This window comes from Kribbella speibonae (genome assembly GCF_004331375.1).
Taxonomy (GTDB): domain Bacteria; phylum Actinomycetota; class Actinomycetes; order Propionibacteriales; family Kribbellaceae; genus Kribbella; species Kribbella sindirgiensis.
Window position 1 is genome coordinate 2,613,594 of the sequence record NZ_SJKC01000001.1, and the last position, 23,449, is coordinate 2,637,042.

At 68.8% G+C, this 23,449-nt stretch carries 28 protein-coding genes; 16 read left to right on the top strand and 12 right to left on the bottom strand.

Annotated features, from left to right (window positions below; all coding sequences use genetic code 11):
* Window positions 1-465, top strand: a complete 465-nt coding sequence (locus E0H92_RS13155) for a PH domain-containing protein (RefSeq protein ID WP_131467533.1) — start codon at window positions 1-3, stop codon at window positions 463-465.
* Here the strand turns inward: E0H92_RS13155 and E0H92_RS13160 are convergent.
* Window positions 443-1,327: an aldose 1-epimerase family protein gene (locus E0H92_RS13160; protein WP_131467532.1), complete on the bottom strand. Its 885-nt coding sequence runs from the start codon at window positions 1,325-1,327 to the stop codon at window positions 443-445. The genes E0H92_RS13155 and E0H92_RS13160 overlap by 23 nt on opposite strands.
* Before the next feature lie 80 nt (window positions 1,328-1,407).
* Between E0H92_RS13160 and E0H92_RS13165 the strand changes: the two genes are divergently transcribed.
* From E0H92_RS13165 to E0H92_RS13185, 5 genes are read left to right on the top strand one after another with little or no spacing between them, the layout of a single operon-like run.
* A complete protein-coding gene (locus tag E0H92_RS13165; protein WP_131296301.1) occupies window positions 1,408-1,752 on the top strand; it encodes a YciI family protein in 345 nt (114 codons plus the stop codon).
* Window positions 1,753-1,754: 2 nt separating this feature from the next.
* Entirely contained in the window at window positions 1,755-2,972 is a 1,218-nt protein-coding gene (locus tag E0H92_RS13170) for an RNA polymerase sigma factor (RefSeq protein ID WP_131467531.1), read from the top strand.
* 35 nt (window positions 2,973-3,007) lie between these two features.
* On the top strand, window positions 3,008-3,958 hold the full coding sequence (locus E0H92_RS13175) for an ABC transporter substrate-binding protein (protein ID WP_131496370.1): 951 nt from the start codon (window positions 3,008-3,010) through the stop codon (window positions 3,956-3,958).
* Window positions 3,959-3,999: 41 nt separating this feature from the next.
* Window positions 4,000-4,440, top strand: coding sequence for a globin domain-containing protein (locus E0H92_RS13180; RefSeq protein ID WP_131467529.1), 441 nt, complete (start codon window positions 4,000-4,002; stop codon window positions 4,438-4,440).
* Window positions 4,437-5,231 (top strand): class I SAM-dependent methyltransferase, encoded by a 795-nt coding sequence (locus E0H92_RS13185; RefSeq protein ID WP_131467528.1) that lies wholly within the window; start codon window positions 4,437-4,439, stop codon window positions 5,229-5,231. Before E0H92_RS13180 ends, E0H92_RS13185 begins: the two co-directional genes overlap by 4 nt.
* Here E0H92_RS13185 and E0H92_RS13190 read toward each other — a convergent pair.
* Both E0H92_RS13190 and E0H92_RS13195 read right to left on the bottom strand, forming a co-directional pair.
* Window positions 5,185-5,859, bottom strand: a complete 675-nt coding sequence (locus E0H92_RS13190) for a uridine kinase family protein (protein WP_131467527.1) — start codon at window positions 5,857-5,859, stop codon at window positions 5,185-5,187. The genes E0H92_RS13185 and E0H92_RS13190 overlap by 47 nt on opposite strands.
* Window positions 5,846-6,343: a hypothetical protein gene (locus E0H92_RS13195; RefSeq protein ID WP_131467526.1), complete on the bottom strand. Its 498-nt coding sequence runs from the start codon at window positions 6,341-6,343 to the stop codon at window positions 5,846-5,848. Before E0H92_RS13195 ends, E0H92_RS13190 begins: the two co-directional genes overlap by 14 nt.
* A gap of 282 nt (window positions 6,344-6,625) precedes the next feature.
* Between E0H92_RS13195 and E0H92_RS13200 the strand changes: the two genes are divergently transcribed.
* Complete coding sequence (locus E0H92_RS13200; RefSeq protein WP_131467525.1) at window positions 6,626-7,135, top strand: SseB family protein; 510 nt, start codon at window positions 6,626-6,628, stop codon at window positions 7,133-7,135.
* Window positions 7,136-7,148: 13 nt separating this feature from the next.
* Here the strand turns inward: E0H92_RS13200 and E0H92_RS13205 are convergent, their stop codons facing one another.
* The 3 genes from E0H92_RS13205 to E0H92_RS13215 all read right to left on the bottom strand — a co-directional run bounded on the left by E0H92_RS13205 (window position 7,149) and on the right by E0H92_RS13215 (window position 10,851).
* Entirely contained in the window at window positions 7,149-9,611 is a 2,463-nt protein-coding gene (locus E0H92_RS13205; protein ID WP_131496371.1) for an ABC transporter permease, read from the bottom strand.
* Window positions 9,612-9,682: 71 nt separating this feature from the next.
* Window positions 9,683-10,429, bottom strand: coding sequence for an ABC transporter ATP-binding protein (locus tag E0H92_RS13210; RefSeq protein ID WP_131496372.1), 747 nt, complete (start codon window positions 10,427-10,429; stop codon window positions 9,683-9,685).
* Window positions 10,426-10,851 carry a DUF1707 SHOCT-like domain-containing protein gene (locus E0H92_RS13215; RefSeq protein WP_131467522.1) on the bottom strand — a complete coding sequence of 142 codons (426 nt, stop codon included), beginning with the start codon at window positions 10,849-10,851 and terminating at the stop codon, window positions 10,426-10,428. Before E0H92_RS13215 ends, E0H92_RS13210 begins: the two co-directional genes overlap by 4 nt.
* A 138-nt stretch (window positions 10,852-10,989) precedes the next feature.
* On the opposite strand from E0H92_RS13215, the gene E0H92_RS13220 reads away from it, so the two are divergent.
* Window positions 10,990-11,706: a TetR/AcrR family transcriptional regulator gene (locus tag E0H92_RS13220; RefSeq protein WP_131496373.1), complete on the top strand. Its 717-nt coding sequence runs from the start codon at window positions 10,990-10,992 to the stop codon at window positions 11,704-11,706.
* Here the strand turns inward: E0H92_RS13220 and E0H92_RS13225 are convergent.
* Window positions 11,703-12,860, bottom strand: coding sequence for a glycoside hydrolase 5 family protein (locus E0H92_RS13225; RefSeq protein ID WP_131496374.1), 1,158 nt, complete (start codon window positions 12,858-12,860; stop codon window positions 11,703-11,705). The two genes, E0H92_RS13220 and E0H92_RS13225, sit on opposite strands and share 4 nt — an antisense overlap.
* A 40-nt stretch (window positions 12,861-12,900) precedes the next feature.
* Window positions 12,901-13,917, bottom strand: a complete 1,017-nt coding sequence (locus E0H92_RS13230; protein WP_131467518.1) for a LacI family DNA-binding transcriptional regulator — start codon at window positions 13,915-13,917, stop codon at window positions 12,901-12,903.
* A gap of 87 nt (window positions 13,918-14,004) precedes the next feature.
* On the opposite strand from E0H92_RS13230, the gene E0H92_RS13235 reads away from it, so the two are divergent.
* From E0H92_RS13235 to E0H92_RS13245, 3 genes are read left to right on the top strand one after another with little or no spacing between them, the layout of a single operon-like run.
* Window positions 14,005-15,300 carry an ABC transporter substrate-binding protein gene (locus tag E0H92_RS13235; RefSeq protein WP_131296288.1) on the top strand — a complete coding sequence of 432 codons (1,296 nt, stop codon included), beginning with the start codon at window positions 14,005-14,007 and terminating at the stop codon, window positions 15,298-15,300.
* On the top strand, window positions 15,300-16,178 hold the full coding sequence (locus E0H92_RS13240) for a carbohydrate ABC transporter permease (protein WP_131496375.1): 879 nt from the start codon (window positions 15,300-15,302) through the stop codon (window positions 16,176-16,178). Before E0H92_RS13235 ends, E0H92_RS13240 begins: the two co-directional genes overlap by 1 nt.
* Entirely contained in the window at window positions 16,175-17,083 is a 909-nt protein-coding gene (locus tag E0H92_RS13245) for a carbohydrate ABC transporter permease (protein ID WP_131496376.1), read from the top strand. Before E0H92_RS13240 ends, E0H92_RS13245 begins: the two co-directional genes overlap by 4 nt.
* Window positions 17,084-17,137: 54 nt before the next feature.
* Here the strand turns inward: E0H92_RS13245 and E0H92_RS13250 are convergent, their stop codons facing one another.
* The 4 genes from E0H92_RS13250 to E0H92_RS13265 all read right to left on the bottom strand — a co-directional run bounded on the left by E0H92_RS13250 (window position 17,138) and on the right by E0H92_RS13265 (window position 19,929).
* A complete protein-coding gene (locus tag E0H92_RS13250; RefSeq protein ID WP_131496377.1) occupies window positions 17,138-17,518 on the bottom strand; it encodes a hypothetical protein in 381 nt (126 codons plus the stop codon).
* Window positions 17,519-17,633: 115 nt separating this feature from the next.
* Entirely contained in the window at window positions 17,634-18,494 is an 861-nt protein-coding gene (locus E0H92_RS13255) for a phosphotransferase (RefSeq protein WP_238173394.1), read from the bottom strand.
* A gap of 28 nt (window positions 18,495-18,522) precedes the next feature.
* Complete coding sequence (locus E0H92_RS13260) at window positions 18,523-19,500, bottom strand: aldo/keto reductase (protein WP_131467514.1); 978 nt, start codon at window positions 19,498-19,500, stop codon at window positions 18,523-18,525.
* A 33-nt stretch (window positions 19,501-19,533) separates the two neighbouring features.
* Complete coding sequence (locus tag E0H92_RS13265) at window positions 19,534-19,929, bottom strand: DUF1844 domain-containing protein (protein WP_131467513.1); 396 nt, start codon at window positions 19,927-19,929, stop codon at window positions 19,534-19,536.
* A 295-nt stretch (window positions 19,930-20,224) separates the two neighbouring features.
* Here E0H92_RS13265 and infC point away from each other — a divergent pair, with 295 nt between their 5' ends.
* The 5 genes from infC to E0H92_RS13290 all read left to right on the top strand — a co-directional run bounded on the left by infC (window position 20,225) and on the right by E0H92_RS13290 (window position 23,359).
* The gene (infC, locus tag E0H92_RS13270; RefSeq protein WP_202868536.1) at window positions 20,225-20,902 is read left to right on the top strand and encodes a translation initiation factor IF-3; all 678 of its coding nucleotides are present in this window, start codon (window positions 20,225-20,227) and stop codon (window positions 20,900-20,902) included.
* 80 nt (window positions 20,903-20,982) lie between these two features.
* Window positions 20,983-21,177, top strand: a complete 195-nt coding sequence (gene rpmI / locus E0H92_RS13275) for a 50S ribosomal protein L35 (protein ID WP_130383713.1) — start codon at window positions 20,983-20,985, stop codon at window positions 21,175-21,177.
* A gap of 81 nt (window positions 21,178-21,258) precedes the next feature.
* Window positions 21,259-21,648, top strand: coding sequence for a 50S ribosomal protein L20 (rplT, locus tag E0H92_RS13280; RefSeq protein ID WP_131296281.1), 390 nt, complete (start codon window positions 21,259-21,261; stop codon window positions 21,646-21,648).
* A gap of 20 nt (window positions 21,649-21,668) precedes the next feature.
* A complete protein-coding gene (locus tag E0H92_RS13285) occupies window positions 21,669-22,472 on the top strand; it encodes a TrmH family RNA methyltransferase (RefSeq protein ID WP_131467512.1) in 804 nt (267 codons plus the stop codon).
* Window positions 22,469-23,359, top strand: coding sequence for a CehA/McbA family metallohydrolase (locus E0H92_RS13290; protein WP_165549764.1), 891 nt, complete (start codon window positions 22,469-22,471; stop codon window positions 23,357-23,359). The genes E0H92_RS13285 and E0H92_RS13290 overlap by 4 nt, the downstream gene beginning before the upstream one ends.
* Window positions 23,360-23,449: the final 90 nt, after the last annotated feature.

Consider the following 23,449-nt stretch of genomic DNA (forward strand, 5'->3'; position numbering starts at 1 on the left):
ATGCCCGGCTCCGACCGTCTCTACGTGTTTCATCCGCGGATTATTGCCGCGATGGCGGGTGGGATGGGGTTGTCGCTGATCGCTGTGTTCGGGGTGATCTGGTTCCGGTTGTCGCCGGAGGATCGTGGGTCGTTCGACTGGTTCCAGCGGCTCACGCTGCTCGCGTTCTTCGGGGCGATTCTCTGGATCTTGTACCGGATGACGACGCTGCGCGTCACGGCGTACGCGGACCGGCTGCGGATCCGGAACGTGTTCAAGTCGTACACGCTGCCGTGGTCGGAGGTGACCGCGCTGCGGTTCCGCCCGGGCGACGCGTGGCTGCAGCTGTTCGATGCCGATGACAACCGGATCGGCATCCTCGCGGTCCAGGCGGCCGAGGGTGCGCGGGCGAGCCGCGCCGCCAAACAGCTGGCAGCGGTCGCCCGCGAACACGGCGCCGGTCCTAAACGGACACCTGAAAACTAGTCGTGTGTGAGTCGCCGGGCTTGAGCACGACGAGGTCCTGACCGGTACGGAACGCGTCCGGCGGGCAGGTCATCGGCTCGACCGCGAGCGCCGTACGCCCGACCGCCTCGCCGGTGAACAGCTGCATCCACGGCGTGTCACTCGTCAGTACCGACCTTGCGCCGCTGTCCGGGTCGGTGAGGGACACGGTCCACTCGCCGTCCAGGCCGGTGAACGCGTTGTCGATCGAGGTCGAGCCGATCGGCCGCGCCGCGCGGAAGTCGTACGGCGAACCCTCCACCGGCGTCAGGCCCACGGGCGCCATGCGGTCCGCGGACGCCTCGAGCCGCTGCGCCGCGGTGAATTCGAGCACGCACTCGTCGATCAGGCGACCGACGCTGAGGTACGGGTGCGCTCCATAGCCGTACGGCGCTGTTGATCGGCCGACGTTGGTGGCAGTGGCGGTGACGGTCAGCCTGTCCGTCAGGTGGTAATCGAGGCGGAGCTCGAGCTGGTGGGGGTAACCCGGCTGGCCGTGCAGACGGTGGCCGACCGCCACAGTAGCTCCGTCGGAGCCGTCGTCGAGACGGACCCAGTTCGCCCAGCGGGTGAGGCCGTGGATCGCGTTCTGGCGGGCCGGTTCGGTCAGGTACAGCTGCTGGTCGGCGCCCTCGAACGTGTACTGCCCGTCCGTGATCCGGTTCGGCCAGGGGAACAGGTGCTGCCCGAGTCCGGCATGCGCCGCCTCGTCCTCGCCGTACGCGAGCAGGACCGGGCGCCCGTCGTACGTGAGGTCCCGCAGCCCGCCGCCGACACTCACCACCGTCGCTTCGTACCCGCCGCCGCGGAGGACCCATTGCTCACCCGAAGGCAAAACAGTCATGACCCAATCCTGACTGACCGGTCCATCGGGAGCGACCCCGTTCGTAGTGATGCTGTAGACACGCTCACAGGAGGAACGCCATGAAATATCTGTTGCTGATCAACGCCGGCGAGCTGGACCTGCAGGACGCGCCGGTGGGGTGTGAGCCGGAGGACTGGATGCGGTTCGACAAGGAGATCACCGACGCGGGCGTGGTGGTCGCGTCCGAGTCGCTGGCCGACCTGGTCACGGCGACCCGCGTCGAGGTCGCCAACGACGGCAAGCGGACCGTGACCGACGGGCCGTTCGCGGAGACCCGGGAGGTGCTCGGCGGGTTCTACGTGATCGACGTACCGGACCTGGACGTCGCGCTCGACTGGGCCGCGAAGTGCCCGGGGTCGCGCGGCGGCGGTTCGGTGATCGTGCGGCCGGTCGCGGAGTTCTGACGATGGATCAGGTCGAGGCAGTCTTCCGGGAGGAGCGCGGCCGTTTGCTAGCAGCGCTAGCTCGGCGGTTCGGGGACCTCGACCTGGCCGAGGAGGTCACGTCGGAGGCGATCGAGGCGGCGCTCACGCGCTGGCCGGTCGACGGCGTACCGCCGAACCCGGGCGGCTGGTTGATGACCACCGCCCGGCGGAAGGCGGTCGACCGGCTCCGCCGGGACCAGGTGTACGCCGCCAAACTCGCGATCCTGCAGGTCGAGGCGGACCGCCCGACGCCCCAGGCGACCGGGGACGAACTGCCCGACGAGCGGCTGCAACTGTTCTTCACCTGCACCCACCCGGCGCTCGCCGCCGAGGACCGCGGCGCGCTGACCCTGCGGTGCCTCGCCGGGCTGACCACGCCGGAGGTCGCGCGGGCGTTCCTGGTCCCGACCGCGACGATGGCGAAGCGGATCGTCCGCGCGAAGAAGAAGATCCGGGAGGCGCGGATCCCGTTCCGCGTCCCCGGCCCGGACGAGTTGCCGGAGCGGCTGCCCGGCGTACTGCAGGTGATCTACTCGGTCTTCACCGAGGGGTACGCCGCCAGCTCCGGACCGTACCTGCAACGCCTGGACCTGGCCGAGGAAGCGATCCGCCTGGCCAGGATCCTGTACCGCCTACTTTCCGGTGAGCGCGAGGTCACCGGCCTGCTGGCGCTGATGCTGCTGATCCACGCCCGCCGCGACGCCCGCACCGGCCCCGGCGGCGAGATCGTCCTGCTCGAGGACCAGGACCGCGGCCGCTGGGACCACGAGATGATCACCGAGGGCCGCGACCTGGTCGTCACCGCCCTCACCGGCGGGCCGCCCGGACCGTACGCCGTCCAGGCCGCGATCAACGCGGTCCACGACGAGGCCGCCGACTTCGAGAGCACCGACTGGCTCCAGATCGTCCAGTTGTACGACGTACTGCTGGGCCTCGACCCGTCCCCCGTGATCGCGCTGAACCGGGCCGCCGCGATCGCCCTTCGCGACGGCCCTGAGGCGGGGCTAGCACTGCTAGCAGAGCTGGCAGCGGATCCCCGGCTCCAGGACTATCACCCGTTCGCGCTGGCCCGCGCCGACCTGCTGCAACGCCTCGGACGTTTGCCAGAGGCAATCACCGCTTACGAGCAGGCCCTCGCGCTGGCCGGCTCCGAACCCGAACGCGATCTGGTCCGCCGTCGCCTCGCCGGCATCCGCTAGATAAGGTAAGCCTCACCTAATCGTGAGGAGTGGTGATGAAGCGGACCCTGGTGCTCGCCCTCGCCCTGATCGCCGTGCTCGCAGGATGCTCGTCCTCGACCGAGGCGGCGCCGCCCGCCGAGGCGGTCACCGTCAAGCACAAGTACGGCGAGACGAAGGTCCCGCCGGACGTGTCGCGGGTGGCCACGGTCGGCTGGAACGACCAGGACTTCGTGCTGGCGCTGGGTGTGGTGCCGGTGACGACACGGGCCTGGTTCGACAATTACAACGACTTCCCGTGGGTCAAGGAGGCGACCGGCGGGAAGGGCGTTCCGAGCGCGGGCCGGGACGGGATCGACTACGAGGCAATCGCCGCCGCGCAGCCGCAGGTGATCCTCGCGATCTACGAGACGATCGACAAGCCGACGTACGAGCGGCTGTCCGCGATCGCGCCGACGGTGGTGCAGAGCGCGGACTATCCGAACGAGGAGACGCCCTGGGACCAGCAGTTGCTGCTGACCGCCAAGGCGCTCGGCAAGTCCACGGAGGCGCAGGCGCTGCTCGATCAGGTGCACGCCAAGATCGATGAAGCGAAGAAGGCCAATCCGGTGTTCGCCGGGAAGGTGTTGGTCGAGGACTACGGCCCGGAGAACGGCGGGCACTACCTGCTCGGCAAGGGTGATCCGCGGCGGGCGGTGTTCGATGCGCTCGGGTTCGGCGCGCAGCAGGTGACCAAGGAGGTCAGCGACGAGAAGGTCGCGCTGCTGGACCGGGACGTGCTGTTCGTCAACGGCGCGACCAAGGCGCAGCTGGCCAAGTCGCCGGTCTTCTCCCGGCTGGCGGTGGTGCGCTCGGACCGCACGCTGTACACGAGCTTCGAGTCGAACCTGAGTGGCGCTTTGTCGTACAGCGGGCCCAAGGCGCTGCTGTACGCGCTCGACGTCCTCGTCCCACAGTTGGCCAACGCCCTCAACGGACGCCCGGTCGCGGACCTGTCGAACGCCTGACCGTTGTCAGGTGATCCTGGTTGCAGCCAGGATGCTGTCGTATGGAGACCGTTTACGAAGCGGCGGGTGGGGCCGAAGGTATGGTGCGGCTGGCGGCTGAGTGGCACGAGCGGGTGATGGCGGACGAGGTTGTCAGCCACGCGTTCCACGGCGGCGCGCGGCCGGATCACACCGAGCGGCTGGCGGCGTACTGGGGTGAGGCACTGGGCGGACCGCCTGCCTACACCGAGGCGTACGGCGACGAGGCGTCGGTGCAGCGCCGGCACGCCGGGAACGGCGAGCACGACGAGATGAACCACCGCGCGATCGCCTGCTTCGACGAGGCGGTCATCGCGGCCGGCATCGACGACGAGCGGACCCGGGCCGTACTGCACGACTACTTCGCCTGGGCGACCTTCACCACGATGTACCGCCACCGTACCGACGACATCACCGACGACCAGCCAGTTCCGCGCTGGTCCTGGGACGGACTGGAGTCGTGACGGATCGCCTGGCAAGGCTCGCCCGAAGCTGGGACGAGGCGGCCGAGGGCTACGAAACGTACTTCGTCCCCCGCTTCGCCCCGTGGGTCCGGGCCGCCGTCGACGAGCTCGACGACGTACCGGAGGGTCCGATCCTGGTGCCGTGCTGCGGGACGTTTCCGGAGCTGGCGCTGCTGGCGCCACGATTGCCCGGTCGGCGGATCGCCGGCATCGACCTGTCCGCCGGGATGGTCCGGCTCGCCCGCCTCCGGGCCGCCGGGAACCCGCTGGTCGAGGTCGTCCAAGGAAATGCCATGACGCTGGACCCGGCCTGGTCCGCCGCGGCCGTGGTCTCGGTGTTCGGCCTCCAGCAACTCCCGGATCCCGCCACCGCGATCCGGTCCTGGTACGACGTACTCCGGCCCGGCGGCCGCCTGTGCGTCGTCTACTGGCCCGGGAACATCGAGGACACCGGTCCGTTCGCCCTTCTCGACAAGGTGATCGACGCCGGGCGCGACAACTCCTGGGAGGACGATCTGATTCCGGCCCTCGACGGCGCGGTGATCGAACGCGACGTCCACCTGTCGTTCCCCATGACCCATCCGGGCGCGGCGGAGTACTTCGATGCCGCCAACCACGCCGGGCCGATGCGTGCGCTCGCGCTGGCGCGCGGAGACGACTACATCGCGGAACTCCGGGCGAAGTACCTCGCGGAAGCGCCTGACGGCGAGTGGACGCACCACCCGCGGGCCCGGTTGATCTCGGTCAGGAAGCAGCTGAGTCGTGCGGCGGGAGCGCCACCGACTTCGTGACGAGTTCGAGCGCCGGGTCGAAGGGCGTCGACGGGTCGCCGTCGACGATCACGTGGGCCCGGGACCGGGTGGCCTGGTCGGCGAAGTGGTCGCGTTCCCAGCGCATCCACTCCAGCCAGTGGTCGCGGAGGGCCTCGCCGTCGCGTTCGATTCCGCGGCCCAGCCGGACCTCGTTCGACGTCTCGACCCAGAGCCGCAGCGCCTGCCAGTGGCCCGCGTCCCGGTCGCAGGCGGTGACACCTTCGACGATCAGCAGGTCCACGGTGCTCGGTACGACGTGCAGCTCGGCGTACGCGCCCTGATGCCAGTCGTACCGCCGGTACCGTCCTTCGCGGCCGTCGGCCAGCCGTTGCAGGACGTGATCGCGGAGCAGGGCGAATCCACGCTCGGCTCCGGCCCAGCCGTCGTACAGGTCGTCCATGTGGATCACGTAGGTGTTCAGGTCGCGGGCCTTCGCCCGGGCCTCGATATGGGCGGCGACGGTGGTCTTACCGGAGCCGGCCGGTCCGTCGATGCCGATCAGATGCGTCCTGCCGAGCCGGGGTGAGCCGGCCTGGACGTTGTCCAGCAGCGAGTCGATGGTCAGGGGGTTCGGGCCTTGGTCAAGGGCCTTGTCAGTTGATTCCATGGCGCTTCAGGATGTCCTCGATCTCGTCGAACTCCGACGATTCCTGCTGCTTCGCCTTCCCCTTTGACGGCTTGGCAGCTTTGGCGGTGGTGGCCGACGCAGGCTCCGGGCCTGTCGATGTCAGCTCTCCCGCGGGCGAGGCGGGTTTCTTCTGTGCCTTCTCGGCCTTCTGGTTCCCGCCGCGGCCCCGGGCTACACCCGAGACGACGTACAGCACGACCGAGACGCCGAACAGCGCGACTCCGGCCCACACGGTCGGCGAGAAGATCAGGTGGGCGGCCCAGCTCACGACTGAGCGCACGACCTCCCACAGCACCTTGAGCAACCCGGTCATGTACAGCGAGACCGGCAGCAGTGACCAGGCGACACCGCGCGTCCCCGCCGCGATCCCACGGCGTCGCCAGGCGAACCACGAGCCGATCAGTCCGAGCAGCGTCAAGCCTGCGCAGAGCGGCAGTAGCGTCGAAGCGTCGTAAGTAGGCACATGTCCAGGCTCGCACAGTTGGCCCGCGAACCAAGAGGGGAACAGCCCTGACGCACCCCTGAAACCGCGGTCCGGATCCCCAGGCCATCACAACCGACGCCCGCGCCCCGGCCTCAGCGTGCCTCCGCCCGCGAGCCGCAGTTGTGATGGCCTGGAGATCCGGACCTCCACCACTCACCAACCTCGGGCTGCGCCCCGCCGCCCGGCGCGCCGAGCGTGCCGGGGGCTCGGTTCGGTGGGGTTGCTGAGTGGTGCCGGTCCGGGTGCGGCGAGAATGCAGGTATGCAACCAGAGCGGCGGCTGGCCTTCACCGGGTTCGACAACGACGACGGGGCGGCGGACCCGGCGCTGGCTCGGGCACTTGCCGACGGGGACGAGGGAGCGGTGCTGGCGGCGCTGACCAAGGCGCGGCTGCTGGTGCCGGTTGTCGCGATGCTCGGTGAGGTGGAGTACGACGAGAACGGGCTCGCGCACGACAAGACGTCGGACATGGCGGTGGTCCTGCTCCAGGGGCAGGACGGGCGGAACGCGCTCCTCGCGTTCAGCGGCACCGAGAGTCTCGCCCGCTGGGATCCTGCGGCTCGCCCGATGCCCCAGCACGCGCAACTGGTCGCCACCGCGGCGGTCCAGGAGGGCGCCGCGGCGATCGTGCTGGACATCGCCGGCCCGGCCGCGGGCGTGATCGAGACCGACGACGTACGGCGTCTGGCCGCCGGCCTCCAGGTGGTGCGCCTGGAAGACGGCGGCTACGCGTGGATCGAATCAGCCGGCCCGGACGCTTCCACGAGCTGAGCCGACAGCGGGGTCAGCCCACGGGTGAGTTGAGCGCGTCCATCGGTTTGGATCGCATCGCGATCCGGCCGGTGATCGCGGTGGTGGGCAGCACCAGGAGCAGAACCACCGCGATCCAGCCGGCCAGGACCCACACCGACCCGGACGGGATCGGCCAGCCGCGGGTCGCCATCGCGATCGGCAGCACCGTGAACGCCGCCGTGATCAGCCCGGCTGCCAGCCCGAGCCCGGCGATCAGCAGCCCCTCGAGCGTCAGCATCCGGGACACCTCCCGCCGGGTCGACCCGGTCAGCCGCTGCAGCCCGAACTCCCGCCGCCGGTCCAGCACCGCGACCGCGATCGTGTTCACCGAGGCGATCGCCGTGTACGCGACCGCGATCGCAGCCAGCAGGTACCCGATCCAGGCGTCCACCCCGAGACCGGTGTCCAGCCCCTCGCCGAGCAGTTCCCGGCCGCCGGCCGTCGTACCGGGCCAAGCGGGGAGGTCGAGCTTCGTACCGTTCGTCTTCAGCAAGAGCTGACTGGGGAGGCCTGTTGTCGTGTGTGCGGCCAGCAGTTGCGCCGGGAGCAGGAGGGACTCGTAGCCGGACGGACCCTCGACCAACGCGACGACCTTCACCTTGACCAGGGCGTTGTCGCCCAGGCGGACACCGATCTGCGAACCGACGTCGACCTTCAGCTTCTTCGCCGTACCGGGTGGGAGGGCGATGCTGTCGCCGGTCAGGTCGTCCAGCGAACCTTTCTTGACCTTGCCCGTGTAGACCGGACCGCTGAGGCCGAGGAGCGGCCACGCGTCGCTGGTGTGGGACTTGTCGTACGGCTCTTCGATCCAGCCCTTGCTGCGGACCAGTTCGGACACCGTGGTGACGCCGGGCACCGACCGGGCGGCCGCGGCGAGCTCGGGCGGGATTCCTCCGGACGTGCTGGTCACGACCACGTCGGCGGACAGGTTGCCGGTGAACGCGTCGACGGCGGCCTTCTGCTGGGTGGTCTGGGAGTAGATGTTGCCGACGGCAATCGCCGTGGCGATCGTGATCGGGACCAGGATCGCGGCGAACTGCACGGCGCGGACCCGCAGGTTGATCACCGCCAGGACCCCGCTGGTACCGCGCTTCTCGACGAGTCGCGTGATGCGGGGGACCAGGGTTCGCTGGATCACCAGCGGGGCCAGGATCGCGACCGCGATCGATCCGGTCAGGCCGGCCGGTCCACCGATCGCGGCGGCGTTCGCCGGTCCCATGAACGGCGTCGACAGCGCGATCGCGACGGTTGCTCCGGCGAAGACCAGGCCGATGACGATCCGGATCCGGCTCAGGGCGACGTTCGGTACTGCGGCTTCCGCCAGGGCCTGGATCGGGCGGATCCGGGCCGCCCGCCCCGCCGCGAAGCCGACGGTGACGCGCAGTACCGCGAAGGTCAGGAGCGCGGCGCCGGCGAACGGGAGCGGGCCCTGGTCGAAGCGCAGCTGCGGCGGGACGACTCCGCCGTCGGCGAGCAGTCCGAAGATCCAGGTACCTGCGATCCGGCCGCCGAGCAGGCCGAGGACGAGGCCGAGCAGGCCGACGAGCATGGTTTCGGCGATCACCATCTTGGCGACCTGGCGTGGGGTTGCGCCGCTGGCTCGGAGGAGGGCGAGTTCGCGGCGGCGTTGGCGTACCGACAGGCCGATCGTGGCGGAGACCACGAGTGCCATCACCACGGCCACCATTCCGCCGAAGACGCCGGACATGATGATCAGTGGGAGGCTCGTCGCGATTCCCTGGAACTCGGCTACGCCGCGGTCGTCGCCGGTGTAGGCCTTGACGCCTGTTGGGAGGTCGAGCCGTTTCGCTAGGTCGCGGGGTGAGGTTCCGTTGGCTGGGAACAGGCCGATCGCGTCGATCCCTGCTGGCACATCCGAGTCTGCGAAGAAGACCCCCGGCACATCCACCCGGTGCTGAGCCCGCGCGATCCCCGCCAGCGTGTAGGTCCGCGACTCGCCGCCGACGGTCACAGTGAGGTGCTCGCCGGGCTTCGCGGAGCCGGCGAGTCGCTCGTCCAGCACGATTTCTCCGGTGCGCGGCGCTCGGCCGGAGGTCAGTTTGTACGGCGTGAGCGCGGCGGAGCTCCACCCGTGCCCGGCGAGCTCTCCGCAGGACGTGCTGGGGGTGAGCGAGGTAACGGCCGGGAAGGAGCGGTCGGGGACTGCTTGGGCGACTCCTGGGGTGTTGGCGAGTTTCTTGGTCAGGGTGGGGTCCAGGCGGGGGCGTTCTGGGAAGGGGGCGGCGCCGCTGCCGTTGGGTGGGTGGTAGGCGGGGTCGCCGGTGACGACGATCGGGGCGGCGGCCAGGCGTTGGGGTGGGGCGTTCAGGCGGAGGCCGGTTTCGAGCAGGCCGCCGGCGGCGGACAACAGCGCCCCGCCGAGCAGGACCGCGACGAAGATCGCGAGGAACGCGGCAGTCCGATACCGGAGCGTGGTGACGGCGAGGCGCAACATGAGCGGAATCTCCCTGGGTGCAGTGGGATGGGCGAGGCGCGGGTGCGGTGGGCGAGTCAGGGTGCGGTGGGTCAGGTGGGGTTTGGGGTGTTGCGGTTGCTTAGTTGGGCTAGGTGGGCGGCTACGGCTTCTGGGGTGGGGTGGGTTGTTTCGGCGACTATTTGGCCGTCGACGAGGAAGACGACGCGGTCGGCGTACGACGCGGCGACGGGGTCGTGGGTGACCATCGCGATGGTTTGGCCGAGTTCGCGGGACTGGTCGCGGAGCAGGGTGAGGACCTCGAGGGCGGTGGTGGTGTCGAGCGCCCCGGTCGGCTCGTCGGCGAAGGTGATGGCGGTTCGTCCAGCGAGAGCGCGGGCGATCGCGACGCGTTGCTGCTGACCGCCGGACAGCTCGCTCGGCCGGTGCTTGCTGCGCTCGCCCAGCCCGACGCGCCGGATCACCTCGGTCACCCACGCGTCGTCCGGAGCCTTCCCGGCCAGCGTCAGCGGGAGTACGACGTTCTGCCGGACGGTGAGCGCAGGCATCAGGTTGAAGGACTGGAACACAAAGGCGACCTGCTCGCGCCGCAGCTCGGTCAGCGCGGTCTCGTCCAGCCCTCGCAGCGACCGCCCGGCCAACTGGACGTCACCCGACGTCGGACTGTCGAGACCGGCCGCACAGTGCAGCAGCGTGCTCTTGCCGGAACCGGACGGCCCCATCACCGCGGTGAACGTCCCGGCCGCGAACCCGTAGGTCACACCGGCCAGAGCATCGACCGCGCCCGGACCGGTGCCGTAGACCTTACGGACGTCAGTGAGCTGTACGGGCGTGCTCACGAGGCGACCAGTACGTCGTTCTTGCGGTGATACGACTCGTTCGCGAACCACAGGATCGCGACGACCGCACCGAGGCCAAGGTCCGACCAAAGCCACCACGGGCCGTCGAAGTGCCCGAAGACCGCAAGCGCTACCCAGACCGCGAACTGGACCACGCAGGCGACCAGCCAGACACCTGAGACGGCCTGGAGCGCCACCGTCAGCCCGCGGGGCGGTGCTGCGTTCGCGACGCCGGACAGGATGTTCCGGAGCTCGCCGCGGGTCCGGGCCGCGAGTACCAGCTCGTGCCGGTCGCTCGCCTGGGACGGGGTGAGTGCGGCCTGCCGTACGGCGCTGTCCAGCTTGGCGAGTGCGGCGCGACGGTCGGCGTCGGTGAGCTGGACCTGGTCGGGGGTCAGGAGGTGTTCGAGGAGGTTGTTCATCATCGTGTCCTTCCGGGTTGTGCTGACACGAAAAAGCGTAGGGGTTGAACAGTTTCGCTGACCCGGTGCTCAGGACCCGTTTCGAGGTGGTGCTAACACCCCTGTTCGGCGGCGTCCGGCGTACGACAGGATGGAGGGGTGACCGAGGACCGCGCGGACCTGCCGCCGGGGCTCGCCCTCTCGTGGGGCGTGCTGCCGGTGCAGCGGCGCGGGCCGAAGCCGGCGCTGTCGATCGAGCAGATCGTGGCCACCGGCATCGAGTTCGGCGATCGGGACGGGTTCGAGGCGATCTCGCTGCAGCGGATCGCGGCGCAGCTCGGCGTCACCACGAACGCCATGTACCGCTACGTCCGGTCCAAGGAAGAGCTGATCGTCCTGGTCCACGACAAGGCCGTCGGGCTGCCGCCGGAGCTGCCGTCCGGCTGGCGCGCGGCGGCGATCGCGTGGGTGGACGCGCAGGTCAAGTTGTACGCCGACCGCCCGTGGCTGCTCGACGTACCGATCCGCGGCGCGCCGGTCACGCCGAACCTGCTGCGCTGGGTCGAGGTGATGCTGGCGGCGATGGCCGAGACCGGGCTCAGTCAGCACGACAACCTCGGCTGCCTGGTGCTGCTGGACGGGTATGCGCGGAACTACGCCGGCCTGGCGCGTCAGCTAGGGGCGAGCGATCACACGCCGGTGCAGACCGAACAGGTCGGCCAGTTCCTCGTACCGCGGCTGATCGAGGGCGGCTACCCGACGCTGGTGTCGCTCTATCTCAACCAGGAGTACGAGGACGAGCTCGACGACGACCTCGAGTTCGGCCTGGCACGAATCCTCGACGGCATCGACGTACTGATCACGCGGAGAAGCTAGGGCAGGACGATCCGGACCGGGCCGTGGGTGCGGGCCTCGACCCACTGGAGGTGGAATTCGCTGCCGGGGGCAACTTCTGCGCGGCGTTCCGGCTGGGTGCGGAGGTTGATCGGGGCGGTCAGTGTGGTGGCGGGGGCTTGCGTGGGTACGCCGTTCGCGCGGGTCGTCGCGATCAGGTCCGCGAGTGCTTGCGCGGCCGGCTTGCGGCGGTGGTCGACCGTGAACAGGCCGAGGTCGTACTCGCGGTCCGGGAAGTCGAGCAGGCGCCGGTCGATGTCGTGCGAGGACCACCACGTCACGCCGTACAGCGCCGGGTTCCCCAGGACGGTCTCGACGGTCCGCCGGGTGAACTCGGCCTGCAGGTCGACGGGGATGTCGGGCCCTGGTACGCCGATTTCCTGCAGCCAAACGGGCCGCTCCGGGTCGAGCGACTTGGCGAGCTCGACCAAGTAGTCGGCGTGGGTGAGGGTGGCCGGACCGAGGGGACCGTCCACTCGTGAGACCCCGTTGAAAACCCACGAGTGGACAGTGGTCAGGTCACCCAGGTCCACCGCGTCAACGGGATGGAACGGGTGGTCGCCCTTGTACCAGGCGTCGTCGAAGACCGAGTGCAGGGCGAGTACGCCGGGTGCTGCCTTCTGCACCGTCGTCAGCAGCTCCTGCGCCCACGCGGTCGAGGCGTGCGGCGTGGTGGAGCTGTCCGGCCAGAGGTTGTTGACCTCGTTGCCGAGCGTGATCGCGAAGACGTTCGGCTTCGTCGCGACCGCGCGCGCCACGGCATCGACGTACGCCGTGAGTCCGTCGCGGACCGTCCTGTCCTCGAACAGGCTGCTCTTGTGCCAGGTCAGCACCCAGGACGGGAGGAAGTCGAAGCTGGACAGGTGCCCCTGGATCAGGTCGACCGCGACGGTCAGGCCGTGCTCCGCGGCGGCGTCGATCGTGTCCAGCAGGTCGGCGATCGCCTGCTCGCGGATGATCGCCCGGTTCGGCTGGATCCAGGGCCAGACCGGGAAGACCCGGACGTGGTCCAGCCCGATCCCGGCCAGATCCGCGAAATCCCGGCGGACCGCGGCGCCGTCGTAGTCCAGCCAGCTGTAGAACCATCCCGCCGAGGGAACGTAGTTGGCGCCAAACCTGACGGGATCCGAAGACATGCCGAGGATGCTAAATCGGTTTAGGCCGGTAGCGCAAACATCAGGCCGGGGGAGCGGTCGACTCGCGGACCGTCAGGACCGGGTCCGCGGTGCGGCGGTTGATCACCGTGCCGGGGTCGGCGATCGTCTCGAGCAGCACCTCGGCGGCCTGGCGGCCGAAATCGAACGTGTCGCGGGACAGGGCCGTCAGCGCCGGGTGCATGAGCTGGGTGAGGATCGAGTCGTCGAACGCGACGATCGACAGGTCGCCGGGCACCGAGACGCCCATCTCCATCGCGACCCCGAGGCCGGCCACCGCCATCACGTCGCTGTCGTAGACGATCGCGGTCGGGCGATCGGACTGGGACAGCAGTTTGCGGGTGATCGCGGCGCCTTCCGCGTCGCTGAAGTCCGTGGTCAGCGAGGGGGCGTCGAGGAGTCCGAGGCGGGGCGCGGCGTCGCGGACGGCCCGGATCCGGCGCTGCGTGTGCTGGAAGTTCGGCGTACCGGCGACGTGCGCGATCCGGCGATGGCCGAGCGCGGCCAGGTACTCGACGATCGAGAGCATCGCGTCCCGGTCGTCGGCCCAGACGGAGGCGAGCGCGCCCTTGCCGCCGCGGCCGCCGATCACCACGGCCGGCAGCTCGAGCGCCCGGAGCTCGTCGACGCGCGGGTCCTTCACGGTCAGGTCGACCAGGATCACGCCGTCGACCCGGTGCTCCGACGCCCACCGCCGGTACACCTCGACCTCGGCCGCGGTGTCCTCGACGATCAGCAGTTGCAGCGAGATCGACTCCGCCGACAGCCCCGACTGCACGCCGGACAGCAGGTGCGCGAAGAACGGCTCGACGCCGAGCGTGCGGGCCGGGCGCGCGATCACCATCCCGACCGAGTCGACCCGGGACGCCCCGAGCGCCCGCGCCGCGCTGTGCGGCCGCCAGCTCATCTGCTCGGCGATCTTCAGGATCCGCTCGCGGGTCGCGTCGCTGACCCCCGGCCGCCCGTTCAGCGCGAACGACACCGCACCCTTCGACACCCCGGCCCTGGTCGCGATGTCCGCGATCGTCGGTCTCGCCATGGTCGGCACCTCCTCCACCCTTGACAGCGGATTCTACGATGTGGATAGTTCGGGAGCTATACCGGTTTATCAATTCCAGGAGATCCCATGCGTAGACGCCGTTCGGCGCTGGTGGCAGGTCTTGCCGCCGCCGCTCTCACCCTCGCCGGCTGCGGCCTCGGTTCCGAGGACTCCGGCAGCAGCGGCGGCGCCAAGCCGACCGTCGACGCGAACGCCCAGGTGACCGGTGAGGTCAGCTTCCAGACCTGGGCGCTGAAGCCCAAGTTCACGTCGTACGTCGAAGGCGTGATCAAGGCGTTCGAGGCGAAGTACCCGGGCACGAAGGTCACCTGGCTGGACCAGCCCGGCGACGGTTACGACAAGAAGGTGCTGAGCCAGGCGTCGGCCGGCCAGTTGCCGGACGTGACGAACCTGCCGCCGGACTTCGCGCTGAGCCTGGCCAAGCAGAACATGCTGCTCGACGTCGCCGCCGCGGACCCGAAGCTGAACGAGGAGTACGTCGAGGGCGGCGTCAAGGCGTACCAGTACCAGGGCCTGGACGGCACGTTCGGCTACCCGTGGTACCTGAACACCGACATCGACTACTGGAACGCGACCAAGTTCGCCGCGGCCGGTCTGGACGTGAAGAACCCGCCGAAGACCTTCGACGAGCTGCTCGCGGCCGCGAAGACGATGCACGACAAGACCGGCGGCAAGGAATACCTGATGAGCCGGCTGCCGGGGATCGGCGACTTCACCAACGCCGGCGTCAAGATCCTCTCCGACGACGGCAAGAAGTTCACCTTCAACACCCCCGAGGCCGCCGCGCTGCTGGACAAGTACCGCGACGCCTACAAGGCGGGCTACATGCCGCGCGACATCCTGACCAACGAGTACCTGGGCAACTCCAAGCTCTTCACCCAGGGCAAGGTCGCCTGGACCACCGGCGGCGGCAACGCGATCCAGGACTTCAACAAGGACAACCCGTCGCTGAAGGGCAAGGTCGTCCCGTCGCCGGCGCTCGACACCCCGCCGCTGTACGTGCAGGGTCTGTCGGTCTCGGCCAAGACCAAGAACCAGGCCGCGGCGATCGCGCTCGCCCGCTTCGTCACCAACGCCGAGAACCAGGCCGCGTTCGCGAAGATCGTGAACATCTTCCCGTCCACCAAGGCGTCCGCCTCCGACCCGTACTTCTCCAAGTCCGACGGTACGCCGGAAAGTGACGCCAAGGTGCTCGCCTTCGAGTCGCTGGCCAAGGCGAAGGTGCTGTCGCCGCCGATCATCAGTGGCGCGACCAACGACTTCATCGGGCAGCAGATCTCGCTGGCGATCTCCGGCAAGATCTCGTCGCAGGCAGCTCTCGACGCCGCGGTGGCGAAGGCCAACCAGCTGCTGACTCAGTGATGCGTTACAACCGTTGGTTCACCCCGTGGGTGCTGGTGATTCCAGCACTCACGTGGTTGCTGGTGTTCAACCTCTGGCCGTCGATCAACACCGTCATCCTGTCGTTCACGAACGCCAAACCGATCGGCGGCGGGCACTTCGTCGGGCTGAAGAACTTCGAGACCCTGCTGCACGACGAGCAGTTGCGCTGGGCCCTGCTGAACAGCGTCATCTACATGGTGGTCTGTCTGCCGTTCCTGACCGTCCTGCCGCTGCTGCTCGCCGTACTGGTGGAGAAGAAGCTGCCGGGGATCACGTTCTTCCGGACAGCGTTCTACACCCCGGTGGTGGCGTCCGCGGTCGTGGTGGCGCTGATCTGGCAGTGGATCCTGGACGACCGCGGCCTGGTCAACGGACTGGCTGAGAAGCTCGGCGTGATCTCCGGGCCGCTGCCGTTCCTGTCCGACCAGTGGCTGTTGTTGCTCAGCGCAATCAGTCTGACGATCTGGAAAGGGCTCGGGTACTACATGATCATCTACCTGGCCGCCCTCGGGAACGTCGGGCGTGAGCTGCACGAGGCGGCCGCGGTCGACGGCGCTTCGCCGCTGCGCCGGTTCGTGCACGTGACGATTCCGGGCGTCCGGGGGACCATGATCCTGATCTCGATCCTGATCTCGGTGTCGGCGCTGCGGGTGTTCTCCGAACTGTTCATCCTCAGCGGCGGCAAGGGCGGCCCGGGCGGCCGGGACAACTCGGTCGTGATGCTGATCCAGCAGTACAGCCAGGGCTTCGAGGGCAACCTCGGGTACGCGTCCGCGTTGTCGATCGTGCTGTTCTTCGTCACCGTCGTACCGATGCTGGTGCTGGCCCGCCTCAACCGGCGGGGGGCCGAAGCATGAGCACAGCCACTCAGGAGCGTCCCGCGGTGCGTGAGGCATCCGGTACGCCGAAGCGCCGGAAGGGCTCGTTCGGGTTCAACTCGGTGTCGCCGCGGGAGAAGGTCGCGCGGTACGTGCTGCTGGTGTTCGTGCTGCTGATCACGATCGGGCCGTTCCTCTGGCAGTTGTCGACGTCGCTGAAGGGGTCCGGGGAGGACATCTACACCCGGATCCCGCGGCTGCTGCCGGCGCAGCCGACGTTCGACCACTACAAGGAGGTCACCGACACCATCCCGGTCTGGGACTACGCGCGGAACTCGCTCGTGGTCGCGTTCCTGGTGGTCGGCGGCAACGTCATCGGCGCGTCGCTGGCCGGGTTCGCGATCTCCCGGTTGCAGTTCCGCGGCCGCAAGATCGTCCTCGGCCTGTTCCTCGCGACGCTGGTCCTGCCGGGTGAGGTCACGATCATCTCGCAGTACGTGACGGTCCGGGAGTTCGGGCTGGCGAACACGCTCTTCGGTGTCGCACTGCCCGGGATGATCGGTGCACTCAACGTTTTGCTGATGTACAACGCGTTCCGGTCGTTGCCGATCGAAGTCGATCAGGCAGCGGTCGTGGACGGCGCGAACGCGTGGCAACGGTTCCTGTACATCGGTCTGCCGTCGGTGCGCGGGACGATCAGCGTGATCGCGATCTTCGCGTTCATCGGCGCCTGGGACGACTTCCTCTGGCCGCTGATCGTGCTCACCGACCCGGACAAGTACACGCTGACCGTCGGACTGCAGTACCTGTCCGGCACGTTCAGCAACAACCCGCGGCTGATCGCGGCCGGCACGATGATCGCGTTCATCCCGATCGTGATCGTCTTCGCCACCCTGCAACGCTTCTTCTTCAAGGGAGTCGAGGAAGGCGCGGTCAAGGGCTAGACGTGCGAACCGGCTCCGACCCTGCAAAGTCGGAGCCGGTTCGTTGTTGTCCGGCTACTTCACAAGCACGATCGAGTTGATCGGGGTGAAGTCGTACGGCAGGTACGCGCCCGTGTAGCGCTGCACCGGGTAGCAGTTCGTCCCGTTGTAGCCCTTGCAGATCGCGAAACCCGCACCGCCGGTCTGGCTGTTGATCAGAACCTTGGTGCCGGTCACGTTCGACAGGTTGTGCGCGCCGTAGCTGTACCAGATGTTCTTGCTGAGGATGCTGCCGTTGGGCTCCCGCAGACAGACCGCGCCCGACGGGCAGGTGGCGGTCGTGCCCGCGGTCGCTTCCGCCGCCTCCGTGGCCGCGCTGGCAGTCGGTGCCAGCGCCACGCCGGTACCGATCACAGCGGCAGCGATCCCAACAGCGGTCATCGCAAACTTGCGCATGGTTTCCCCTTAACCTGAAGGGCCCCCCGAGTGAAGACCCACCACCGAAGTTAGTCCGTGAACCGGCGTCCGGGAGCGGGATACAGCCCTTTTCGGCCCTGACCGAAACGGGTTGTCAGCGGATCCGGGTCTCGGTGAAGTCCAGCCACTGGGTGACGTCGGCGGAGGTGTGGTGGCGGATCGACCAGTCGACCTGGCGTAGCGACATGTGGGCCCAGTAGAGGCGCAGTACGGCGGGGTCGAGGGTGTTCTCCAGGAGTTCGTCGAACCAGGTCAGGTCCTCGTCGGGGAGACGGACGTGGGCGCTGAACCGCAGGGTGACCAGTGCGAAGCGGCGGTCGCCGCGGCCGATGCCGTCCCAGTCGACGATCCCGGTGATCCGTCCGGCGTCGGTCAGCACGTTGCGGGTGTGGAAGTCGAGATGTACGAGGTCGTCGCCGGTCATACCGCTCGGCTCGTCACGGCCGACCTCGTGGATCCAGTGCAGGAGGCTCCGCGTGCGGTCGTCGTACCGCTGGAGAGACTCGTGCAGGCAGAAGCCAGGGCCGCTCTCGAGCAGGTACATCGACGGGACCGGCAGATCGGGCGCCAGGCCCGTGAAGTGGTCGGTCAGGGCGATCATCGACTCCAGCAACGCGCGGTCGACCGTCTCCGGTGGCACGCCCGGCAGTCGCTCCTGCACCACGCCGACGCCGCCCGGCAGGTCCGCCAGTAGTTGGTACTGCGGGACAGGCAGCCCGCCCCGCCGCGCTGCCTCGAGAGCTTCCGCCGTACGCCGAAGGTCGCCGAGGGACCCGAATCCGCGCGTCAGTACGCCGTCCCGTCCGTCGGGCCAGCGTACGAACGCGGCACCGACCTCGCCCTCGCCCGCCTGCCCGACGAACTCCAGCCCGGCACCGCTCGCCTGATTGACCTCCCGCAACAACTGCTGCGCGTCAAGCTTCGCGACCGGAGCCGGTATGCCGTCGTGAGTCACAACGACCGACCGTAGCTGGCGCGGAGGCTCAGTCGAAGAAGTACGGATAGGGGACCGACTCCGGCTGGCTGGCGGCGTCGAGTCGTGCCTGGTGTTCCGGGGCGAGCGTGAAGTCCGCGGCGCCGAGCAGGTCGTCGAGGTACTCCGGTGTCCGGGGACCGATGATCGGTGCGGTCACGCCGGGACGCTGCATCAGCCAGCGGACGGCGACCTGGGGGAGCGTGCGACCGGTCTCGGCCGCGACCGCCGTCAGCTCGTCGACCACGTGCCACGTGTGCTCGTTGGCGTAGCGGTCCCATGCGTGTGTGCCGGGCGTGGACACCTTGCTGTCCCTGGGCGGTGCGGTCATGCCGCGCCGGAACGCTCCGGACAGCCAGCCCGACCGCAGCGGTGACCAGGTGATCACGCCGAGCCCTTCGTTCTGGCAGACCGGAAGCAGCTCCCACTCGGTGGAGCGGTCCAGCAATGTGTAGAGCGGCTGGAGACTGGCGAGCGGCTGCCAGCCGTTCTGCGCGCACAGGTCGACCGCCTTCTGCAGCTGCCAGCCGCGGAAGTTGCTGACGCCGATGTAACGGACCTTGCCGGCCTGGACGAGGCCGTCCAGAGTCGACAAGCTCTCGGCGAGCGGTGTGCTGTCGTCCCAGAGGTGGAGCTGGTACAGGTCGACGTAGTCGGTGCCGAGGCGGCGCAGACTCGCGTCGACCGCGTCGAGAATGTGTTTACGGGACAGGCCCTGATCCGTGGGCCGCGGCCCCATCCGTCCCCAGACCTTGGTGGCGATGACGTAGTCGGAGCGTTGCTGCGTCTTCAGCCACCGTCCGAGCACTTCCTCCGACGCGCCGGCGCCGTACACGTCGGCAGTGTCGATGAACGTCCCTCCGGCGTCGGTGAACGTCTGCAGGATCTTCCGGCTGTCCTGCTCGTCCGTCCGGTCGCCGAACATCATCGCGCCCAGGCAGAGCTCACTGACCTTCAGACCCGTGGTTCCAAGAGTTCTGTAGTCCATACCCCGACGCTACGAGCTGGAGCGCGCTCCAGCTCAAGACCTTTGGGTCGTCGAGGGGTAGATCGCGCCCGTGTACTTCTCGCCGGGGCCCTGGCCGGGCTCGTCCTGGATGGTGCTGGCCTCGCGGAAGGCGAGTTGGAGGGAGCGGAGGCCGTCCTTGAGCGGCGCCGCGTGGTGGTGGCCGAGCGACGGTGCGGCAGCGTCGAGGAGGCCGGCCAGGGAATCGATCAGGGAGCGGGCCTCGTCGAGGTCCTTGTGGTCGGGCAGGTCCGCGGCCAGGCCGAGGTTGACGGCGGCGGCGCTCATCAGGTGCAGTGCGGCGGTGGAGATGATCTCCACGGCGGGGACCTCGGCGATGTCGCGGGACGCGGTCGACAGGGGGTCAGGCTGGACTGCGTTGTCTGGGGAAGTGGCATCTGCGTCGGTCATGCTGCTACTCTTGCATGGCGACCGACCCGGTCCAGTGGTGACCCCTGAGCGGAATAGTTCAGGACCGCCGGTGGTTCGAGTCTAAGCGGAGGGCCACCTCCCACCCAGTCGATGAACAGTCGGCGGGTCCCGGTCATTGGTACGGCGTACCACCCGCAAGGGTTGGGACGTCGTACATCTGGGAATTGGGCCTTCGTGTGATCGCACGAGGGCCTTTTCGTTTTTCCAGGGCCCGCGGTGATCGCGAGGTGGCACCCAGTACGAGTTCAACCCAGGAGGACCCATCACCACTGATTTGCGCGTCAACGAGCGCATCCGCGTTCCCGAGGTGCGGCTGGTCGGACCGAACGGTGAGCAGGTAGGCATCGTCCGGATCGAGGACGCACTTCGGCTGGCCCAGGAAGCCGATCTCGACCTGGTCGAGGTCGCCGCAACCGCCCGGCCTCCGGTCTGCAAGTTGATGGATTTCGGCAAGTACAAGTACGAGACCGCGCAGAAGGCGCGCGAGTCCCGCCGGAACCAGACCAACACCATCATCAAAGAGATGAAGCTGCGGCCGAAGATCGACCCGCACGACTACGAGACCAAGAAGGGTCACGTGGTGCGGTTCCTGAAGGCTGGGGACAAGGTCAAGATCACCATCATGTTCCGCGGTCGTGAGCAGTCCAGGCCGGAGCTCGGCTTCCGGCTGCTGCAGCGGCTGGCCGAAGACGTGACCGAGCTCGGCTTCGTCGAGTCCTCGCCGCGGCAGGACGGCCGGAACATGATCATGGTGCTCGGACCGCACAAGAAGAAGTCCGAAGCGCGCGTGGACGTGGAAGCCGAGAAGGCGCAGCGGAAGGCCGAGCGCGAGGCCGAGGAGCAGGCGGAGCGCCAGGAGCGCGCCGAGCAGGCTCAGGCCCACGAGGCCGAACGCGCCGCCGGAGTGACCAAGAAGCCGAAGGGTCCGGCCGACAACCTCGACCCGGAGTGACGTTCCGCTCCGGCTCGCGAGGGCCGGAGCACGTCGTACCGACGATCGAGTCAACGAAGAAAATCAGGAGCACAACAGCCATGCCGAAGATGAAGACCCACTCGGGGATGAAGAAGCGCGTCCGGGTCACCGGGTCGGGCAAGATCCGCCGTGAGCAGACCGGTGTCCGCCACCTCGCCGAGGCGAAGTCCTCGAAGCGCAAGCGCCGCCTGTCCGGCACCGTCGAGGTCGCCCCGGCGTACGTCAAGAAGGCCAAGAAGCTTCTCGGCATCTGAGGCTCCCGCCTCGCCCCTCCCGAACATCCCCCGCCGTGGGCAATCCTGTCGCCGGCGCAGAAATACAAGGAGTAACACCTCATGGCACGCGTGAAGCGGGCAGTCAACGCCCACAAGAAGCGCCGGGTCGTACTCGAGCAGGCCAGCGGCTACCGCGGCCAGCGCTCGCGGCTGTACCGCAAGGCCAAGGAGCAGGTCACCCACTCGCTCGTCTACGCCTACCGTGACCGCAAGGCGCGCAAGGGCGACTTCCGGAAGCTGTGGATCCAGCGCATCAACGCCGCGGTCCGCGCCGAGGACCTGACCTACAACCGCTTCATCCAGGGCCTGCGCCTGGCCGAGGTCGAGGTGGACCGCAAGATCCTCGCCGACCTCGCCGTCAACGACCCGGCCGCGTTCTCCGCGCTCGTGCAGGTGGCCAAGGCCGCCCTGCCGGCCGACGTGAACGCGCCGAAGACCGACGCGGCCTGAGCAACACCCGTAGCTGCGAAGTGGCGAGTCCCGGTCTGCTGACCGCGCATTCCGCGCGGATCAAGCAGGCCCGGCGGCTCGCCACTCGTGCGTTCCGGCGCAAGACCGGACGGTTCCTGGTCGAAGGTCCGCAGGCCGTCCGGGAGGCCCTCGAACATCGCGAGCTCGTCGTCGAGGTGTACGCCGAACCCGCGCTGGCGACCCGGCATCGGGATCTCTACGACCTCGCCGTGGCGGCCGGCGTCCCGTGGTTCGAGGTCGACCGCGCCGCCGTCGAAAGCCTGAGCGAGACCGTCACCTCCCAAGGGGTCGTCGCGGTCTGCTCGCTGGTGACCGTTCCGCTGCCGGACGGCGCGTTGCGGCTCGTCGCCGCCGGTGTCCAGGTCCGCGATCCCGGCAACGTCGGCACCTTGATCCGTACGGCGGACGCGGCCGGCGCCGATGCCGTCGTACTGACCACGGAGTCCGTCGATCCGCACAATCCGAAGGCGGTCCGGGCCAGCGTGGGCAGCATCTTCCATGTTCCGATCAGCACTGACGTCGATATCGTCGCCGCGGTGCAGAGGTGGCGCTCGGAAGGCCTTCAGGTGCTCGCCGCCGACGGGTACGGCGCGACCGACCTGGACACCTGCATCGACGACGGCACACTCGCGAAGCCGACCGTGTGGCTGTTCGGCAACGAGGCCCACGGCCTGCCGGACGGCATCAACGCCCTCGTCGACCACTCTGTGAAGGTCCCGATCTACGGCCGCGCCGAATCTCTCAACCTGGCGACCGCCGCCGCGATCTGCCTGTACGCCTCGGCCCGGGAGCAACGCCGTTGATCTTCGATCTGCCCGGGCGGTTCTGGCGCGGGAACCTGCACACGCACTCGAACCTGTCCGACGGAGCGTTGTCTCCGGCCGAGACGGCGGCCGTGTACCGCGAGGCCGGGTACGACTTCGTCGCGATCGCCGACCACTTCCGCGCGGAATACGGGTTCCCGATGACGGACACGCGGGACTTGCGCACGGACGGGTTCACCACGCTGATCGGCGCCGAACTCCACGCGCCGCGAACCGAAGCCGGCCAGTCCTGGCACATCCTTGCAGCCGGTCTGCCCTTGGACTTCGCGGCGCCTACCGCTTCTGAAACCGGGCCCGAGCTCGCGCGCCGCGCCCGCGCCGCCGGGGCCTGGATCGGCATGGCGCACCCATCAGCCTCGCTCCTCACCGCAACCGACGCCGAGAGCCTCGACGCCGCGCACTCGATCGAGGTCTACAACGCCCTGTCAGCCCGCGAGAACCGCGCCGACAGCTGGCACCTCACCGACGTCCTCCTCAACCGCGGCCACCGCTTCACGACGTACGCCGCCGACGACGCCCACCTGCAACCCCAGGACCCGCCACCCTGCCAGGCCTGGATCCACGTCCGCGCCGAAACCCTGGCCCCGGACGCCCTCCTGACCGCGTTGAAGGCCGGCCACTTCTACTCCAGCACCGGCCCCGAGCTGTACGACGTACGCATCGAAGCCGACGAGATCACCGTCCAGTGCTCACCCGCCACCAAGATCCTCCTCACCGGAGGCCACCCCGGCGCCGAAGTCCTCCAAGGCACCAACCTCACCGAGGCCACGTTCCCCCTCGCCCTCTTCCACAGCACCCACTGCCGCATCACCGTGGAGGACGCGACCGGCGCCCGAGCCTGGACCAACCCGATCCACCTTGGTTGACGTGCGGGCGGGCGGCGTGTCAGCGTTTGGGTAGCGCGTGCCAGGGCGCCTCTTCTTCGCGGCGAGCACTGAGTGCACCTGGATTCGGAG